This window comes from Campylobacter lari, from assembly GCF_900638335.1.
GTDB lineage: Bacteria > Campylobacterota > Campylobacteria > Campylobacterales > Campylobacteraceae > Campylobacter_D > Campylobacter_D lari_E.
The window spans coordinates 451,514-468,428 of sequence record NZ_LR134508.1 but is presented as its reverse complement, the minus strand read 5'-3'; the positions used below and the strand labels follow the sequence as shown (position 1 = coordinate 468,428).

The window sequence follows — 16,915 nt, the reverse complement described above, 5'->3', positions numbered from 1 at the left end:
AAGGATAAGGAATGTTAAAAAAAACAAAAATAGTTGCAACGATTGGACCAGCAAGCGAAAATGAAGCTACAATAAGACAAATGATTATTAACGGCGTGAATGTTTTTCGCTTGAATTTTTCACATGGAACCCATGAGTATCATAGTCAAAATCTAGCTACTGTTAGAAAAGTGGCAACCGAACTTAATGCAAGAATTGGAATTTTACAAGATATTAGTGGGCCAAAAATTAGAACCTTAAAGATTCCAGAAGCTTTTGAGCTAAAAAATGGAGATAGACTAGATTTTTACAAAGATATGTTTGAAGGAGAAAAACTTTCCAATGAACATTATAAAGTCTGTATTAACCATCCTGAAATTCTTTCTATGTTAAAGGTTGGAGAATATATCTACCTTTGTGATGGTTCTATTAAAACCAAAGTTATACAAATAGAAAAAAATTTTATCCAAACTCAAGTAGAAAACAGTGGAGTGCTTAGCTCTAATAAAGGAATTAATTTTCCAAATACAAAAATTAATATCGATATTATCACGCAAAAAGATAAAAATGATCTTGCGTGGGGTATTAAAAACGATGTAGATTTTTTAGCCATATCTTTTGTGCAAAATGCTCATGATATTGATGAAGTTAAAAAAATACTCAATGAAAATAATGCTAAAATAGCTATTTTTGCAAAAATAGAAAAATTTGACGCTGTTGAAAATATCGATGAAATTATAAATAGTAGCGATGGTATTATGGTTGCAAGAGGAGATCTAGGCATTGAAGTACCTTATTATAGAGTGCCAAATATACAAAAACTTATCATTAAAAAGGCCAATGAAGCCAATAAACCAGTCATCACTGCCACTCAAATGCTTTTTTCACTTGCAAAATCTAAAACTGCCACAAGAGCTGAAATTTCAGATGTTGCCAATGCGGTACTTGATGGCACTGATGCAGTTATGCTTAGCGAAGAAAGTGCAATAGGGATCGATCCGGCAAACGCAGTTGATATTATGACTCAAACCATTATAGAAACAGAAAAAAACTATCCTTATGATAAATTTGAAAATTTTAAATGTTTTAATGAAACCGATATCATTGCTAAATCAAGTACACAATTAGCAACTAATTTAAATGCAAATGCAATTTTTACTATAACAAGTAGCGGTGCTTCTGCGGTTAAAACAGCAAGATATCGTCCAAAAATGGATATCATAGCTATTACTCATTCCAAAAAAGCTTTAAATTTTTTAAGTATAGTTTGGGGAGTTCAACCTGCTATATTAATAGAAAAACATGAAAATTTAACAGAACTTTTAAGTAATTCTGTAAAAATTGGGGTCGAAAAAGGTCTTATGAAAAAAGATGGGGTTTATACCCTTACTGCAGGATTTCCAGTAGGTGTTGCAGGAAGTACAAATTTGATTAGAATTTTACAAAAAGATCAAATTGAATATTATTTAAGTTTGGGAAAATAACCCAAACTTAATATTCTTCTTCTATTAAATCACATAAACAATGTATAATTAAAATATGCATTTCTTGAATTCTAGCTGTATCATCACTTGGAATAACTATATTATGCTCGCATAATTCATTCATCGCTCCACCACCTTTTCCGCTAAGCCCTATACATTTGGTACCAATTTCTTTAGCTTTTTCAAAAGCTTTAATCACATTTGGACTTTTTCCACTAGTAGAAATTCCAATCAACACATCATTATCACTAGCTAAAGCTTCAACTTGTCTTGAAAAAACAAATTCAAAACCATAGTCATTTCCTATAGCACTTAAAGCGGAAGTATCGGTACTTAGGGCAATAGCAGCTAAAGCCTTTCTTTCTTTTTTATATCTTCCGCTAAGTTCGGCTGCAAAATGTTGGCTATCTGCAGCGCTTCCACCATTTCCACAAATTAAAATTTTCCCTCCATTTTTCAAACATACTTTTAACTCTTGAGCAACCATAACAATTTGCTCTTTTAAATTCAAACTTTGCTCTAAAATTTTTTGATGTTGAATAAATTCCTTTTCGATTTTACTTATCATTTACAATCCTATTAATTATATTAGTAGTACTAAATCCATCTTCAAAGTCAATCAATTCTACTTTTTTTACTAAATTTGAACCCACTACTTCTTTGTCTTTATAATCAGCTCCTTTGACTAGCACATCAGGTTTTAAAAACTCTATTAATTTATAAGGAGTATCTTCATTAAAAATCACTACATAATCTACAAAATACATACTCGCAAGCATACATGCACGTTGAAACTCTATATTTATAGGTCTTGAGTTTCCTTTTAGTCTTTTTACACTTTCATCTGAATTTAAACCTACAACTAGGATATCTCCTAATTTTTTAGCTTTTTCAAGATATTTTATATGGCCATAATGCATAATATCAAAACACCCATTTGTAAAAACTACTTTTTGACCTTGTATCAATTTTGTAAGTTCTTCTTTGTTTTTAATTTTATCTTCAAAAGAAGCTTTTTTTAGATTTTTTATCTCTTCTAAACTTACACTCACACTTCCAACTTTTGCTACTACAACAGCTGCAGCATCATTTGCTAACTCACATGCTTTTACAATATCAACCTTTAAAGCCAAAGCATAAGCAAGCATAGCTATAACACTATCTCCAGCTCCTGTTACATCATAAACTTCTAAAGCTTTTGCAGGAATAATATGTAATTTTTCATCAAAAAGTGCTATTCCTTCTTCAGATAAAGTTATAATAGAATAAGTTAGATTTAAATCGTCTTTTAATTTTTTTAAAGCTTTTTCTAAATTATCTATTTTTTCTACCCCTAAGGCCAAAGTAGCTTCTTTTTTATTTGGAGTTAGCAAGGTTGCATTTTGATATTTGCTAAAATCACTTCCTTTTGGATCAATCAAAATAGGTAAATTTAAAGTATTTGCATACTCTATCAAAGCCTTTGTAACTTTTGAAGTTAAAACTCCTTTAGCATAATCACTCAAAATAATTGCATCGTAATCTTTTACGATTTTTTTATACTCTTTGATAATTTCATCTTCTAATTTAGTATCAAAATCATTCTCATCATCAAGTCTTAAAACTTGCTGAGAATGTGATAAAACCCTACTCTTAAGAGGGGTTTTTCTACCTTTTTCTACTAATAATTTTGCATTTAAATTCTCTTTTAAAAATCTCCCACTCTCATCATCACCCACAAGCCCTAGAGCAAAAACCTCAGCGCCAAGACTTTTTAAATTTGCATATACATTACCAGCTCCACCTAGTCTTTTATCTTCTTTTTGTGATTTCATTACCATTACAGGAGCTTCTGGAGAAATTCTAGTGCAATCACACCATATATAATGATCCACCATAAAATCCCCAACAACTAAAATTTTTGGCTTTTTAGAACTTAAAAAATCAAGCATTTACTTCCTTTTCATAAAGCCTTTTAATCTCATCTAAATAATCTTTTATACCCTCTTCAAGACTAAATTTAGCTTTATACGAAAAACTCTCATCTAATTTTGCTTGGGTATGGAATTGATAGGCATTTTTATAAGGATTAGGAATATATTCACAAGGATAATTAGTATTTAATTCTTTTTGTAAAATATCTACTATATCTTGAAAAGTTCTTGCTTTACCTGTGGCTACATTATAAATTCCACTTTTTGCTTCTAAAGCTTGCAAATTCGCACTCACAACATCTTTAATATACACAAAATCACGATAAATTCGATCGCTTCCTTCGAACAAACGCGGACTTTTACCTGCTAAAATTTGATGTCCAAATTGCAAAATCATAGAAGCAGTGGTATTTTTAAAAAATTCTCCTTTGCCATAGACATTAAAATATCTAAGCCCGACTATATGCATTTTATCAAAGTATTTTTTTGCTAATTTATCCATCATTAATTTTGAAAATGCATAAGGATTTTTAGGAGCTTCACTTAAATTTACAGTTTGTGGGCTTGGTGCATCTCCATAAACTGAAGCTGAACTTGCATAGATTAATTTTGCATTAAGCTCTAAGGCAAGTTCTATAAAATCTTTAAAAGTATTTAAATTAGTCTTTAAAACTTTATTTTGATCATACACAGTTGTATCTGAAATTGCAGCTTTATGAAAAATTACATCAGGTTTAAAAGCTTTTATAACTTTTAAAGTTTTTTCATCATTAATATCACCCACATAAAGCTCACCTTCAAAATCTAAAATATTTTTAAAATGACCAAAACTTTCTAAATTTCCATTTTCAAAAGTAGCGCTTGAGCGCATTTTATCAACAATCAAAACTTCGTGTTTATCCTGAAGCTCTAAAGCAAGGGCAGAACCTATAAAACCTGCTCCACCTGTTATCACTATTTTCATTTTCTATCCTTTAAATAACGCAAAAGTTCTTTTAAATTTTCAAATACTTTATAGTTTTCATCATCATTATAGTCTTCATTGATTAAAAATAGATTTTTTATGCCAGCATTAATTCCAGCTTGCATATCACTTAAATTATCTCCTATAAAAAAAGATTGTGACAAATCTAGATTAAATTCTTTTTGTGCTTTTAAAAGCATACCAGGTTTTGGCTTACGACATTCACAATTTACCAAATGTGGACAATGATAAATTTTTGCTATTTTAATATTTCTTTTTAAAAATTCATCCAGCATATATGAACTTAAAATTTCAAAATCTTTTTCATTATAATAAGCTCTTGCAATACCCGATTGATTAGTGACTGCAAAAATTAAAAAATTTTGCTTTTGGAAAAATTTACAAAGTTCAAAAATACCTTCACAAAATTCAAAATCTTCAATTTTATGAACGTATTTTTTATCTATATTAATAACCCCATCTCTATCTAAAAATAATGCCTTTGTTTTCATAAAAAAATTATAATGTATTTTTATTAAGATTTTTATAATTTATCAAGTAAAAAATTTTAAGGGACTTTAAATAAAAAAATCTTATAATTAAAAACATTTTATTTTCAATTTATATAGGAGTGATACAATGAAAAAGCTACTTGTTTTATCAGCTTTAGCATGTCTTGGCGTTTCAGCTTTTGCTGCAGATGGTGCTACACTTTATAAAAAATGTGCAGTGTGCCACGGTGCTAAAGCAGATAAAGTTTACCTTAATAAAGTTCCTGCTTTAAATTCTCTAACTGCAGCTGAAAGATTACAATACATGAAAGATTATGCAGCAGGTAAAAGAAATGCTTATGGCCAAGGCGCAATTATGAAAATCAACCTTAAAGGTTTAACAGAAGAAGATTTTAAAGCTATTGAAGAATATATCGAAAGCTTAAAAAAATAATTCAACAGCCTTTATGGCTGTTTTTTATTCTTTTCCAAGGCTTCTTTTTTTCTTTTGTCTAAAATTACCGCATCATTTAAAGCATCTTCACTATCATTTAAAGTAGTAAATTTATAATCATCATCAAATTGCTTATTCTTTATACCCCAAAGCAAAGCACAAATTGCCAAAAATAAAGCAACCAAAGAAACACCTATCATCATCATCAAAACACCATTCACTTTTTTATCCTTAAAGCATTTAAAATTACTATTATACTACTAAAAGACATCGATAAGGCTGCAATTAAAGGATTGATCAAACCAAAAAAAGCTAAAGGCATACTCAAAGCATTGTAAAGCAAAGAAAAAGCTAAATTTTGTTTAATAATTTGATAAGTTTTTTTAGCTATTTGCATAGCCTTTTGCAAACTTTTTAAGTCATTTTTTAACAATATAATATCGCTATTTTCCATAGCAAGCTCAGATCCTTCTTTTAAAGAAACTCCAACACCTGCATAAGAAAGCGCTAAAGCATCATTTACCCCATCCCCTATCATTAAAACCTTGCCTATTTGATTTAAATTAGCTATTGTTTGCATTTTATCTTCTGGCATACACGAGGCTTTGAAATTATTTATTTTTAATTTTTCAGCCACCTTACTTACAGCATGTAAATTATCACCACTTAACATATAAATTTGCATTTTACATTCTTTCATAAATTTGATCAACTCTTCAGAGCTTTCTCTTATACTATCTTCTAATTCAAAAACTGCTAATATGGTTTTATTTTTAGCAAATATAAAATGCGTAGTTTGAAATTCTTGTACTTGTATATGGTTTTCCTTGAAAAATTTCTCATTTCCTCCCAAAAATTCATCCTTACCTAAAAAGGCTTTATAACCTCTTGCTTGAAAATTTTGGACTTTTTCAAATTCTATTCTACTGTCAATTTTTTCATCTAAAAATTTCAAAATGCTTTTAGCCACTGGATGGTTAGTTAGGTGTAAGAAATTTAATAACTCATTTTTATCTAGCCTCTCATCCAAAAAGCTTTTTTTAACCTCTAAACTAGCCTTTGTTAAAACCCCTGTTTTATCAAATACAGCCACATCGCACTTACTCAAATCTTCCACAATACCTGCTTCTTTAAATAAAATTTTTTCCTTCAAACCAGCACTAATTGCTACTAAAGAACTCACCGGAGTAGCTAAAGCCAAAGCGCATGGACAAGCTATGATTAACACAGAAACCATGCGTATCATAGCTTCTTCAAAACCCAAATTTAATACAAAAAAAGTAAAAGCAAAGCACAGCACAGCACAAGTTAAGATAATAGGTGAAAAATACTTACTTACTTGTTGTACCATTTTTTCTATTTTGGCTTTTTTTGAACTTGAGTTTTCAAGCAAATTAATAATCCTAGCCAACTTAGAATCCTTATAAAGTGAGTTTGCTTTATATAAAACATTCCCACTTAAAACTAAAGAAGCAGAATAAACCGTATCATCTTTTTGCACATCAAGCGGTAAGCTCTCTCCGCTTAAACTAGACATATCCAAGCTAATATTACCACTAACACACACTCCATCTATTAAAACCCTATCGCCTTCTTTTAGTTCTATAATATCTCCTATTTGCACTTCTTCTACATCAATATTTTCTATTTTGTCATTTTTTAAAACCTTTACTTCATTACTTAAAAACGATCGTAAATGATCAAGCGTATCAAGAGCTTTTTTCTTACTTAAAAGCTCTAAGTACTTTCCTATAAAAACAAAACAAATAATCATCGCTACAGAATCAAAATACACCTGCGAAGCTCTTGAAAACATTGCCCATATTGAATATATATAAGCTAAACTTGCCCCACTAATTACCAAAGTGTCCATATTAACACTTTTAAATTTTAAAGCATAATAGGCATTTTTATAAAAAATCGAGCCTGTGTAAAAAAGCACAGGAGTACAAAGTAAAAATTCAGCAAAATGCAAAATATCCTTAGTATCAGCTTCCATGCCACTAAAAAACCCAGCATACTTGGCTACAGATATCCACATGATATTCATCACACAAGCTATAGCAACTATTAATTTTGCATAAAAATCTCTTTTGGTTTGAGTTGCTCTTTGTTCATTTTTTGTAGGCAAATACACACTAGCCTTATAACCTATACTTTCTATACTTTGGATAATTTTTGCTAAATTTATGCTTTTTTCATCAAAAACAATTCTAGCTTTATGAGTAATAGAATTAATATCAACTTCTATTACCCCTTCACTTTTAATGAGAATTTTTTCATTAAGCCAAACACAGGCAGCACAATGAATTTCTTCTATAAGTAAAAAAATCTCACTAAAACCCTCTTTGGTTTTTTGTATGTATTTTTCATAATCTTTAACATTATGTTCTATTATCGCAGGAGTTAGAGTTTGATTGCCAAGTTTTTCATAAAATTCTTCCAAATTATTTTCTTGTAAAATCTCATAAACACTCTCACAACCCTTACAACAAAAATAATTTCCATTTTTTTCTATCATTTGATCTTGTCTAAAGCTTAATTGGCAGTGTTTGCATTTCATCTTATACTTTCTTTGATAATTTTTACAATATTTTATCATTTTTTTAAAATCACTATTTTAAAAATTATTTACAAAGCTATATTATAATTTTAAAAATTTGACAAAGAAGCATTTTTTTGAATAAAATCTCTTATTCATTATTAAATACTACATTTTCTACATTTTAGAGGATATATGGAAAATACAAAAGAAAAAAAACAACACCAAAGAACACACATTCCAGTGGAAGGTTATAAAATAGAAGATTTAAAGTTGCTTGATCTAGAAAGCTTAGTTAAAATTGCCAATGAAGCTGAAATAGAAAATCCAAGAGAATTTAGAAGACAAGATCTTATTTTTGAAATTCTAAAAGCACAAACCAAAAAAGGTGGTTTTATACTCTTTACAGGTATTTTAGAAATTTCACCTGAAGGCTATGGCTTTTTGCGTGGAATGGATTCAAATTTAAGCGATAGTGTAAATGATGCTTATGTATCAAACTCACAAATTCGCAAATTTGCTCTGCGTGTTGGAGATATAGTTACCGGTCAAGTTAGAGAACCAAAAGATCAAGAAAAATACTATGCTTTGTTAAAAATCGAAGCAATTAATTATCTTCCATTAAAAGAAGCCAGAGAAAGACCTTTATTTGACAATCTTACTCCAATTTTTCCAACTGAAAAAATCAAATTAGAATACGATCCTTTAAAACTTACAGGTAGAATGCTTGACCTATTTGCCCCTATAGGAAAAGGTCAAAGAAGCTTAATTGTAGCACCTCCAAGAACTGGTAAAACTGAGCTAATGAAAGAACTAGCTACTGCTATTGCTAAAAATCACCCAGAAGCTCATTTGATTGTACTTTTGGTAGATGAGCGCCCTGAAGAAGTTACAGATATGCAAAGATGTGTTAAAGGTGAGGTTTTTAGCTCTACTTTTGATTTACCTGCTTATAATCATGTTAGAGTAGCTGAGCTTGTTATAGAAAAAGCAAAAAGAATGGTAGAAACAGGCAAAGATGTCATTATTTTGCTTGATTCTATTACAAGATTAGCAAGAGCTTATAATACTGCTACGCCAAGTAGTGGTAAGGTTTTAAGCGGCGGGGTTGATGCAAATGCCTTGCATAAACCAAAACGCTTTTTTGGTGCAGCTAGAAATATAGAGCATGGTGGCTCATTAACCATTATAGCAACTGCTTTGATAGAAACAGGCTCAAGAATGGATGAAGTAATTTTTGAAGAATTTAAAGGAACTGGAAATAGTGAAATCGTTCTTGATAGAAATATTTCAGATAGAAGAATTTACCCTGCAATTAACATCATAAAATCAGGAACTAGAAAAGAAGAATTGCTCCAAGGTGTCGAAAAACTTCAAAAAATTTGGGCAATTAGATCAGCTATTTCACAAATGGATGACATAGAGGCTTTAAAATTCTTATACTCTAAAATGCTAAAAACCAAAAGCAATGAAGAGTTATTATCTATCATGAATGAGTAGCAATGCTTCAAGCTCTTGCTGTTAAATACAGACCAAAAAATTTTAATGAGCTTGTAGGGCAAAATACTGTTTCTACAAGCTTAAAATATGCTCTTGAAAATAATCGCTTAGCACATGCTTATTTGTTTTCAGGACTACGTGGAAGTGGAAAGACTTCAAGTGCAAGAATTTTTTCAAGAGCCCTAGTATGCGAAAAGGGACCAAGTGCTAACCCTTGTGGAGAATGCTCTCAATGTTTATCTTCACTTAATGGCTCTAATATAGACATTATAGAAATGGATGCTGCAAGCCATAGAAGCTTAGAAGACATTCAAGAGCTTATCGAACAAGTCAAATACGCTCCATCTTTAGCTAGATTTAAAATTTTTATTATCGATGAAGTACATATGCTTACCCCGCAAGCTGCAAATGCTTTGCTTAAGACCTTAGAAGAACCACCAAGCTATGTAAAATTTATACTAGCAACAACTGATCCTTTAAAACTTCCTGCTACGGTTCTTTCAAGAACGCAGCATTTTAGATTTAAGCAAATTTCTACTCATGATATCTTAAATCATCTTGAGTGGATTTTAGACAAAGAAAATATCAATTATGAAAAAGAAGCTTTAAAACTCATTGCAAGAAGCGGAAATGGCTCCTTAAGAGATACCCTAACCTTACTAGATCAAGCCATAGTATATTGTCAAAATGATATACAAACACAAAAAATCACTGCAATGCTAGGCTTTTTAGATCCAGCTAAAATTGAAGAATTTTATCAAGCCATTTTAGCTAATGATAAAGATAAAGTTCTTGAGTTTTTAAAAGAATTTGAAGATTATGAAGCAAGTAATGTCATTGATGAGATGATATTTTTTCTAAAAGAAGCATTTTTTGCCAAAAATAATCTTTTTTCTATGTTAATTTATGAAAGATTTTTTAGAATTCTTTCACGCACTAAGACTATGTTAAATTCTAGTGATGATGATAGCTTTGTACTTTGCGTTATGGCTTTCATGCTTATTGAAGCAACTTATTTAAAAAGCATTGATGAGGCTATTAAAAGCTCAAAACAAGATAGCATGCCAAGTCCAAAACAACAAGAAATTCCTTCTATTCAACAAACTCCTAAAGAAGAAAAACTTAATCCTTATGAAAATCTCTTAAAAGCAATATATAAAAGAGATTATGACTTAGCTGAAGTTTTTAAAAAAACCACTCAATTTATTTCTTTTGAAGATGATATTTTAAGTATTAGCTCACACGCTAAAGATAATGATAGAATGGTTTTAAACAATGGTTTTAAATTAATCAAAACATTACTTCATGAGCTTTTTGGAGAAAAAGCACAAATCAAAATTCAAAAAACAGAAACCATAGACACTCAAAAACTACAAGATATATTCAAAACTCCCATAAAACAAGAAGTAAAGAGCACTCCAAATTTAAATGAGCATTTTGAAAATTTTAAAAAAGATGCTAAAAAATACGATCCTAAAGACGAAACCAAAGAAGCTCTTAGCAAGCTCTTTGGTTCACCAACTATACAAAATTAAAAACTGCCATTGATTGAAATATAAATTCTTCTCTCTTCTATACGATTATAAGTATTTACCCAAGTATCTTCGCCTTTGTTTTTATAAGATTCCCAATCATTTGTAAAACTTTTATCAAAAAGATTATAAATTACTACATTAATACTCCATTTTTTATTGATATCATAACGCACGCCCATAGAAGCTAAAAAGACATCTTGATAGTATTCTCTATTAATATTTGTATCACCCATATAACGATCTATTTGCCACTCACCTTTACCCATGGAGTGAATTTATTAAAAATATTATAACTTGCTTTTAACATGATATTGTGTTTTAAACTATCAATTTCTGGCTTTCCTATCACAGCCTTATCTTGTGCATCTTTTACTTCACTATCAAGATAAGTATAAGCTAAATATAAATTTAAATGTTCTATAGGAGTGATCCCCGATCCAAGCTCTATACCCTTATATTCAACCTTACCATGATTAATCGTTTGATAACATATATCAGCTTCACATTTTCCAATACCAGAAATCATACTATCTTTGCTAAATTTTTGACTAGAAATTTTATCTTTGAAATTGGTTAAAAAGCCAGTTGCTGAAATATAAAATAAATCATTATTATAAACAGCAGCTAATTCATAATTAAGCGATGTTTCTTCTTTTAGATTTGGATTTCCATACATAGGATATTTACCCTGTCCACTATAATTATAAGCACCAGCTATCAATCTATTAGCATATGGAGTTCTAAAACCCGTTGAAACGCCACCTTTTAAAGTAAGTTCGCTGGTAGGATTATAAACCAAATAAGCCCTTGGTGAAATATTATTTCCAAAAATTTCATGATGATTATACCTTGCGCCAAAAGTAAATCTTAAATCATCTCTTATGCTATATTCATCTTTTGCAAAAAAAGCTAATAAATATTGATCAAAATTCGTAGGATTAGCGATTTTATCTTGCATTTTTTCAAGTCTATATTCACTACCAACGCTTAAAATATGACTTTGGCCTAAAGGTATAACTGATCTTGTATCTAAAATAATATCTTCAGCAACTATATCTCTATTTTGCCCTAAAAATGGCTGATTTGCTTGGCCAACCACCTCACGCCCATCGTTACTTACGCGGTTATACTGCAAGGTAGAAGTAATCGAAAAATCTTCATACACACCCTCATGACTTAAATAAGTTACCAACTTATCCACTTGCATAGTGTCTGTATAACCACCTGTTAAAGAGCCATCATTTTTATCTGTTGGTTTTGTTAATGTGCCTAGTTGACCTTTTTTGTTATCATAATGATTTCTTGAAAAATCAATATCAAATATCAAAGTATTATAATCATCTACTAAGTAATTTAACCTAGTTCCTAAACTAAAATTATTAGCTTTTGTAGGACTTTGTTCCTTTTTTGCTTCGATTTCTTTTCCACCGCCATCTCTATATTTTATATTAGATTGTTCTCTATAAAACTCTCTAAAACGTAAGGTTAATCCTAGGCGATCATTCATCAACGGGCCGCTTGAATATACTTGTGCCAATAAGTATTGCCCCATTCTTTATGTGCATTAAAAATACTATCCAAACTAACTGATGTTTCCCATTTATCACTTACTTTTTTTGTGATGATATTTACAACACTACCTAAAGCTTCAGAACCATATAAAGTACTCATTGGTCCTTTGATTACTTCTATTCTTTCTATGCTAGAAATTGAAGGTGGGAATGAATTTGAAATTTCATTAAAACCATTAGGCCCTACTTCTCCGCCTATCCCTTGATGGCGTCCGTCAATTAAAATTAAAGTATAACCAGTAATACCTCTCATGGTAATATTATAAGATCCAGTTTTTCCTTTACTAGCAAATAAATCCACACCAGGAATATCAGCAATAGCTTCGGCAACATCTCTATAAGGCTTACTTTCTAAATCTTTTTTTTGCTAATCACATTTATAGTAGCAGGGGCTTCTTTAATATCTTGAGTAAAACCAGAAGCACTTACTATGGAGCTATCCAATAAAACTTCTTGTGATAAAGCATTACAGACCAAAAAACTAGCAACACAAAACGATAAACAATGTTTTTTCATTATTTCCTTTCTTAATAAATAAATTTTCAAAACTGGAATATTATGATAAATAATTATTAATTTAAAAATAAATTTATTGTATCAATTATGATAATTGTTATTAATAAAAAATTTAACTTTTAGCAATATAATCACAAAAATTTTTAAAATGAGGGTATGATGGAATTTTTAAAAACTTACATTGACTTAATTATATTTGTAGTTTTAGGGATAATGGCATTTATTGCTATATGGTGTACTATTGAGCGTATCTTGTTTTTTAGAAAAATTAAGCTAAATGATTATCAGTGTCAAGAAAAATTTGATGATGCAATTAGTGAAAACCTCACCATGCTTTATATCATTTACACTAATGCTCCTTATGTAGGACTTTTAGGAACCGTAGTGGGAATTATGATTACATTTTATGACATGGGCGCAAGTGGGAATATCGATGCTAAATCTATTGTCATTGGTTTATCGCTAGCTTTAAAAGCTACAGCATTAGGAATTTTAGTTGCCATCCCTTCTTTAATGGCTTATAATGGGCTACTTAGAAAAATATCAATCTTGAGTAATGCATATCGTATTTTTAAGGATAAAAATGCTTAAACTACCAAAAAATGAAGGCTTAAATATCATTCCTTTTATAGACATAATGCTTGTTTTACTAGCTATTGTTTTAAGCATATCCACTTTTATCGCGCATGGTAAAATCAAAATTAATCTACCTCAAAGTGAAAATTCAAATTCCATAAATGAAAATAAAGACAAAGTGAGTATTTTAATCAATAAAGAAAATGAATTTTATATCGATGGAAAAACAGCTTCCTTAGAAGAAATAAAAGTAAAATTTGACACTATAGACTCTAAAACATTAGTAGAGTTAAAAAGCGATAAAGAAGCAAAATTTGAAAGTTTTATAAAAATTATTGATATTTTAAAAAATAAAAATCATGAAAATTTTCAAATTTTAACAGAGCAAAAAAGATGAAAACATTCATAAACAATCATAAAAATCAATCCTTTTTTATCACTATATTTCTCTTTTTGCCTTTATTTTTTGTTTTTATTTATACTAAGAATTTTTTACATATACAACATAGCACTTCAAAAGAAGAAAAATTTAATATAGCTATAAAACAATTTTTACAAGATTCGCCTAAAGTAAAAACCGAACAGCCTAAACAAGAAAAAATAAAAAAGCTAGAACAAACAAAAGAAAAAGCTGTTATACAACCTAAAAAAACAAATACTTTAACCAATACCAAGGCAATAAATCAATTAAATGAAAAAATAAAATCTCAAAAAACTTTAACCCAAGAAAAAAATACTCCAATAACTTCTCAAGAAAGCATATCTTTAGCTAATAACAATGAATTTTTAAAAGAAGTCAAACAAGCTATAGATGAAGCTTTAATCTATCCTAGACAAGCCAAAAAAATGCGAATGAGTGGCGAAATCTTAGTAGAATTCACATGGACTAAAGATAAAAATCTATTAAACTTAAAAATATTAAAACCATCAAAATATAAATTATTAAACGATAGCGCCTTAGAAACTATACGTATAGCGTCTAAGAATTTTCCACAATATGAAAAAACTTTTCATATAAGAATACCATTAATATATAAAATAAACTAAGCAAAATTGCTTAGTTTGTCTTGATTAAATTATGTCCTTTATAGATTCCATAAATTTTATAATCTCCATTTTTAAGCATTAACACCACAGGATATTCTTCTTCATAACCTTGCTCCATTCCAGGACTTCCCTGAGGCATACCAGGAGCAGAAATACCTATAACATCTTCAGGTTTATTTTTCAAAAGCCAAGCAACTGCATCTTCAGGCACATGTCCTTCTATAGCATAACCACCAATTACGCCAGTATGACAACTTTGATACATAGGCTGAATATTCATTTTTTCTTTTATTTTTAAAAAATCCTCACTTTTGTGTATTTGCACTTTATAGCCTTTATCTTTCATATAATCTGCCCAAAAATCACAACATCCACAAGTAGGACTTTCATAAATATTCAACAACTTATCTTCACTCATTAAAGCTATACTTGATAACGCCAAAATACTAATAATTTTTTTCATAATTTTCCTTTATCTTAAATAATTACATAAAAACATCTGATGTTTTAAGAGTTGCTTTTTGTTTTTCTTCAAATTGCGCTTGTGCTATTAACTGCTTAGGACTTAATTGAATATTAATATGAGAAATTTTATTTTGCAAACTATTTTGTATATTCTCTTTAATTTGTTCTTCTATTTTCTCTTTTATCTTTTCTTTATATTTTTCATTACTTTCTGTAAATTTTTTCTCATATTTACCAGTCTCTTTATTATAATACATTTCCTCTCTGTATTCTTTCAAAGCATTCTCTGAAGCTTCTTTTGCTTCTTGAAACAATTCCTTTAAAGGTCTATCATACAAGCTATTTTTTTCTTGGATACTTGAATTTAATTCAAGTGAAAATGCTTGCTCTTGATGGGATTGCACAGTTTGTTTTTCATTTTTTTGCTTTGAACTAAAAACATCATATGAGTGATTAAAGAATCGATTTTCCTCTATATGAAACATTTTATACCCCTAAGTAAATTTACAAACCAAAATAAGCAAAAAATATTCCAATATATTTTGCTGTAAATCTACAAAAATTAATTATTTTATAGATTTACAGCTTATGTTGAAACTAAAACTGAATAAAAAAAGAGATAATAAAAATCAAAAATAAAGCAAAAAGTTGCGAAGGTCTTTGAAATTTATTTAAATCCTTTAAATTTGATCCTTCAACAAGCGGTATAACTGTTGATAAAGCAGCTATAGGTCCACCTGTTAAAAAATATTGTGCTATAGAAGCTCCACCAGCCGCAACAAAAGCTAAAGCAAAATTATAAGTACAAACCTCCATAGTAGCTTGTAAAAATGGAAGTAAGATAGCTGAGCTAGCTCCATAACTTTGTGTGACAAATCCAGCAAAAACAGCAACTATAAACATTGCTTGAACGGGAGCTACATTTAAAATTGGTTCAAAAATATTTGCAATAGTTTTAGCTAGTCCTATTTCTTTAATTACAGCACTCATAAATAAAAATGTTATAGTTGCAACCAAAGGAATAGCTATTTTACCAACACCATCTATCATACTTTTTTCTGCATTAAAAATATTAACCCCACTAAGTGCAATTGTTAAGATGCTAGAAAATACTCCTAATAAAAAAATAGGATAACCAAAAATAAAACCACCAAATAAAACAATAAAAGGCAAAAAGATAACATAGGAACTATATTGATTTTTTTGATTTTCCATTTCTTTTATAATATGCATCATCTTTTCTTTATCAATCACAACAAAATGCTTCTTTCTATATATTTTAGATCTTATAGCAAAGCATAAAATTAAACAAACAACTATAAATATAGCAAAAATGTTTATAAATCCAAAACCAATATTAGTAGCTCCAATAATTGCAACTTGAGTAGGATGAGTAAAACCACCAAAGTTACCAAGATGACCAGCATGCCCATGTATAGCCGCTGAATGATTTGGATTCATATCCAACAATATCGAAGGTTTAGCAGTAATTACCGCAGTTACAGATGGCTGAGTAAAACCTGTCAACATTCCTATAACTCCAGCACATATAGCACTAGCAGAAGCAATCCCCTCTCCACCGCCAATTCTTCTACCGAATTTGATAATAATTTTTATGATATCATCCATAAATCCACTTGATTGCATTATCCCTATAAACATCAAAATACCTGTCATATCTAAAATAACAGGATTTAACCCTGAAAGCAAAAGCGTGTTTATTAGAATATTATTTGAATCAAGCATAGCAATCAGAATACTTATAGTAGTACCAATAATTGCTGTTAGATACAACGGAGTTTTTCCAATTACCATAAGAAGAAGCGTAAAACACATAAAAAATTGTGATACAACTAAATAGCTCATATTTTTTCCTTG

Annotated in this window: 16 protein-coding genes and 1 pseudogene; 7 read left to right on the top strand and 10 right to left on the bottom strand. The window is 29.6% G+C overall.

Going from position 1 to position 16,915, the window contains the following annotated elements:
• Positions 1-11: 11 nt before the first annotated feature.
• Positions 12-1,463: a pyruvate kinase gene (gene pyk / locus EL235_RS02470; protein WP_126340735.1), complete on the top strand. Its 1,452-nt coding sequence runs from the start codon at positions 12-14 to the stop codon at positions 1,461-1,463.
• A gap of 7 nt (positions 1,464-1,470) precedes the next feature.
• Here pyk and gmhA read toward each other — a convergent pair whose 3' ends face one another.
• The 4 genes from gmhA to EL235_RS02450 are packed head-to-tail and all read right to left on the bottom strand — an operon-like array spanning position 1,471 to position 4,852.
• Positions 1,471-2,031, bottom strand: a complete 561-nt coding sequence (gmhA, locus tag EL235_RS02465) for a D-sedoheptulose 7-phosphate isomerase (RefSeq protein WP_126340734.1) — start codon at positions 2,029-2,031, stop codon at positions 1,471-1,473.
• Positions 2,021-3,394, bottom strand: coding sequence for a D-glycero-beta-D-manno-heptose-7-phosphate kinase (gene rfaE1 / locus EL235_RS02460; RefSeq protein WP_126340733.1), 1,374 nt, complete (start codon positions 3,392-3,394; stop codon positions 2,021-2,023). The genes gmhA and rfaE1 overlap by 11 nt, the downstream gene beginning before the upstream one ends.
• Positions 3,387-4,340, bottom strand: a complete 954-nt coding sequence (gene rfaD / locus EL235_RS02455; RefSeq protein ID WP_114640146.1) for an ADP-glyceromanno-heptose 6-epimerase — start codon at positions 4,338-4,340, stop codon at positions 3,387-3,389. The genes rfaE1 and rfaD overlap by 8 nt, the downstream gene beginning before the upstream one ends.
• Positions 4,337-4,852, bottom strand: a complete 516-nt coding sequence (locus EL235_RS02450; protein WP_126340732.1) for a D-glycero-alpha-D-manno-heptose-1,7-bisphosphate 7-phosphatase — start codon at positions 4,850-4,852, stop codon at positions 4,337-4,339. The genes rfaD and EL235_RS02450 overlap by 4 nt, the downstream gene beginning before the upstream one ends.
• A 127-nt stretch (positions 4,853-4,979) precedes the next feature.
• Here EL235_RS02450 and EL235_RS02445 point away from each other — a divergent pair, with 127 nt between their 5' ends.
• Positions 4,980-5,285: a c-type cytochrome gene (locus EL235_RS02445; RefSeq protein WP_114640144.1), complete on the top strand. Its 306-nt coding sequence runs from the start codon at positions 4,980-4,982 to the stop codon at positions 5,283-5,285.
• Positions 5,286-5,296: 11 nt separating this feature from the next.
• On the opposite strand, the gene ccoS is transcribed toward EL235_RS02445, so the two are convergent.
• Together ccoS and EL235_RS02435 are read right to left on the bottom strand one after the other, a co-directional pair.
• Positions 5,297-5,506 (bottom strand): cbb3-type cytochrome oxidase assembly protein CcoS, encoded by a 210-nt coding sequence (gene ccoS, locus EL235_RS02440; RefSeq protein ID WP_126340731.1) that lies wholly within the window; start codon positions 5,504-5,506, stop codon positions 5,297-5,299.
• On the bottom strand, positions 5,503-7,848 hold the full coding sequence (locus EL235_RS02435) for a heavy metal translocating P-type ATPase (protein WP_126340730.1): 2,346 nt from the start codon (positions 7,846-7,848) through the stop codon (positions 5,503-5,505). Before EL235_RS02435 ends, ccoS begins: the two co-directional genes overlap by 4 nt.
• Before the next feature lie 174 nt (positions 7,849-8,022).
• Between EL235_RS02435 and rho the strand changes: the two genes are divergently transcribed.
• Positions 8,023-9,327 (top strand): transcription termination factor Rho, encoded by a 1,305-nt coding sequence (rho, locus tag EL235_RS02430; RefSeq protein ID WP_039617780.1) that lies wholly within the window; start codon positions 8,023-8,025, stop codon positions 9,325-9,327.
• Between the two features lie 2 nt (positions 9,328-9,329).
• Entirely contained in the window at positions 9,330-10,862 is a 1,533-nt protein-coding gene (locus EL235_RS02425) for a DNA polymerase III subunit gamma/tau (RefSeq protein WP_126340729.1), read from the top strand.
• Here EL235_RS02425 and cfrA read toward each other — a convergent pair.
• Positions 10,859-12,949: pseudogene (gene cfrA / locus EL235_RS02420) on the bottom strand (TonB-dependent ferric enterobactin receptor CfrA). The gene EL235_RS02425 and the pseudogene cfrA sit on opposite strands and share 4 nt — an antisense overlap.
• Positions 12,950-13,108: 159 nt before the next feature.
• Here cfrA and exbB point away from each other — a divergent pair.
• The 3 genes from exbB to EL235_RS02405 are packed head-to-tail and all read left to right on the top strand — an operon-like array spanning position 13,109 to position 14,572.
• On the top strand, positions 13,109-13,540 hold the full coding sequence (exbB, locus tag EL235_RS02415) for a TonB-system energizer ExbB (RefSeq protein WP_114640140.1): 432 nt from the start codon (positions 13,109-13,111) through the stop codon (positions 13,538-13,540).
• Positions 13,533-13,922, top strand: a complete 390-nt coding sequence (gene exbD, locus EL235_RS02410) for a TonB system transport protein ExbD (protein ID WP_114640139.1) — start codon at positions 13,533-13,535, stop codon at positions 13,920-13,922. The genes exbB and exbD overlap by 8 nt, the downstream gene beginning before the upstream one ends.
• Complete coding sequence (locus tag EL235_RS02405) at positions 13,919-14,572, top strand: energy transducer TonB family protein (RefSeq protein ID WP_114640138.1); 654 nt, start codon at positions 13,919-13,921, stop codon at positions 14,570-14,572. The genes exbD and EL235_RS02405 overlap by 4 nt, the downstream gene beginning before the upstream one ends.
• Before the next feature lie 10 nt (positions 14,573-14,582).
• On the opposite strand, the gene EL235_RS02400 is transcribed toward EL235_RS02405, so the two are convergent.
• The 3 genes from EL235_RS02400 to EL235_RS02390 form a co-directional block, all read right to left on the bottom strand.
• Positions 14,583-15,035: a DUF411 domain-containing protein gene (locus EL235_RS02400; protein ID WP_114640137.1), complete on the bottom strand. Its 453-nt coding sequence runs from the start codon at positions 15,033-15,035 to the stop codon at positions 14,583-14,585.
• Between the two features lie 22 nt (positions 15,036-15,057).
• Positions 15,058-15,522, bottom strand: a complete 465-nt coding sequence (locus EL235_RS02395; RefSeq protein ID WP_114640136.1) for a hypothetical protein — start codon at positions 15,520-15,522, stop codon at positions 15,058-15,060.
• Between the two features lie 112 nt (positions 15,523-15,634).
• A complete protein-coding gene (locus EL235_RS02390; RefSeq protein ID WP_126340728.1) occupies positions 15,635-16,903 on the bottom strand; it encodes a citrate transporter in 1,269 nt (422 codons plus the stop codon).
• Positions 16,904-16,915: the final 12 nt, after the last annotated feature.

Bases quoted from the DNA above. Each gene is read 5' to 3' on its own strand.
- pyk (WP_126340735.1), top strand. From the start codon at position 12: ATGTTAAAAAAAACAAAAATAGTTGCAACGATTGGACCAGCAAGCGAA.
- gmhA (WP_126340734.1), bottom strand. From the start codon at position 2,031: ATGATAAGTAAAATCGAAAAGGAATTTATTCAACATCAAAAAATTTTA.
- rfaE1 (WP_126340733.1), bottom strand. From the start codon at position 3,394: ATGCTTGATTTTTTAAGTTCTAAAAAGCCAAAAATTTTAGTTGTTGGG.
- rfaD (WP_114640146.1), bottom strand. From the start codon at position 4,340: ATGAAAATAGTGATAACAGGTGGAGCAGGTTTTATAGGTTCTGCCCTT.
- EL235_RS02450 (WP_126340732.1), bottom strand. From the start codon at position 4,852: ATGAAAACAAAGGCATTATTTTTAGATAGAGATGGGGTTATTAATATA.
- EL235_RS02445 (WP_114640144.1), top strand. From the start codon at position 4,980: ATGAAAAAGCTACTTGTTTTATCAGCTTTAGCATGTCTTGGCGTTTCA.
- EL235_RS02435 (WP_126340730.1), bottom strand. From the start codon at position 7,848: ATGAAATGCAAACACTGCCAATTAAGCTTTAGACAAGATCAAATGATA.
- rho (WP_039617780.1), top strand. From the start codon at position 8,023: ATGGAAAATACAAAAGAAAAAAAACAACACCAAAGAACACACATTCCA.
- EL235_RS02425 (WP_126340729.1), top strand. From the start codon at position 9,330: ATGCTTCAAGCTCTTGCTGTTAAATACAGACCAAAAAATTTTAATGAG.
- exbB (WP_114640140.1), top strand. From the start codon at position 13,109: ATGGAATTTTTAAAAACTTACATTGACTTAATTATATTTGTAGTTTTA.
- exbD (WP_114640139.1), top strand. From the start codon at position 13,533: ATGCTTAAACTACCAAAAAATGAAGGCTTAAATATCATTCCTTTTATA.
- EL235_RS02405 (WP_114640138.1), top strand. From the start codon at position 13,919: ATGAAAACATTCATAAACAATCATAAAAATCAATCCTTTTTTATCACT.
- EL235_RS02400 (WP_114640137.1), bottom strand. From the start codon at position 15,035: ATGAAAAAAATTATTAGTATTTTGGCGTTATCAAGTATAGCTTTAATG.
- EL235_RS02395 (WP_114640136.1), bottom strand. From the start codon at position 15,522: ATGTTTCATATAGAGGAAAATCGATTCTTTAATCACTCATATGATGTT.
- EL235_RS02390 (WP_126340728.1), bottom strand. From the start codon at position 16,903: ATGAGCTATTTAGTTGTATCACAATTTTTTATGTGTTTTACGCTTCTT.